The 962-nt window shown below is 48.8% G+C and carries 1 protein-coding gene and 1 pseudogene; both read right to left on the bottom strand.

Going from position 1 to position 962, the window contains the following annotated elements:
* A partial coding sequence (locus A3750_RS14825; RefSeq protein ID WP_197475053.1) for a glycosyltransferase family 9 protein occupies nt 1-627 on the bottom strand: 627 nt, incomplete at its 3' end.
* Between the two features lie 5 nt (nt 628-632).
* A pseudogene (locus A3750_RS26175) lies at nt 633-962 on the bottom strand (bifunctional heptose 7-phosphate kinase/heptose 1-phosphate adenyltransferase); the annotation flags it as partial.

Raw genomic sequence — 962 nt, 5'->3', positions numbered from 1 at the left:
TTGTACAAAATGTATCGCATCGATATAGCCTTGCGATGACCAACAGCGCTCTTTTTTACTTGCAGCAGGGCAAAGAATCATCGTTTGCTGGCCGTCGGGGATCATGCTTAGGGCAAATTCCCGGTCGGCTTCAGAAACTGGAATATTCCATGTCGGTGGGTAGCAATGCTCCTCTTTCGCCCCGAGCTTCAATGCGAAGCTTATAAAGCTATCGAGAACGTGCTGTTCGCTACTTTTTGGCAGCAAAGGTGGGATGCGCTCATTAATGACTAGTGAGTGTCCTTCTTTGGCGCGCTTCCAGTCATAGCCAAGTTTCTTTTTCGCCGGAATCAAGCGGGCAAGACGATTGGCGCGCATCGCGACCTGCATGTGCAACAATACATCGAAGGAGCGATTCTGCATCGCCGTTTTTAAGTCGTCGATCGCCGCTTTACCGCGTGCTTTTTCAAAGACAATAAATTCGATACCAGGAAGGTCGTAAACAAGCTGATGTTCGAGTTTACCGATAATCCATGTGATTTTTGCCTCGGAGAAGCTTTTTTGGATAGCCTGAACAGCTGCGACTGCGTTGCAGACATCGCCGAGCGCAGATAGACGCAGAATGCAGATGGATTCAGGACTGGACATAATTACTACTCGTCGCTTTGATTCTGTATCTTCTCGATGATACGAGTTGTTGAGCAGCCATCAACAAACTCTATGACAGCGACTTTACCACCGTTGCTTTGGACTAAGTCTGCTCCGACAATCGTTTCCACAGTATAGTCACCGCCTTTGGCAAGGACGTCCGGCTGAACTTTCTCGATCAAATAATAGGGCGTGTCATCATATTGGTCGCCTTTAACTTCGCCGAACGGCAGCACCCAGTCTACACTCGCTAAGCCGCCAATGACGGTTGCGCGGTCTTCAAACCGATTTACCGGGCGTGTTTCGCCTTTCAGTCTTTTAACCGATTCATCAGA

Source organism: Oleiphilus sp. HI0079, from assembly GCF_001635105.1.
Note: the sequence above shows the minus strand (reverse complement) of the source record. Positions and strands in the feature narration are given on the sequence as shown.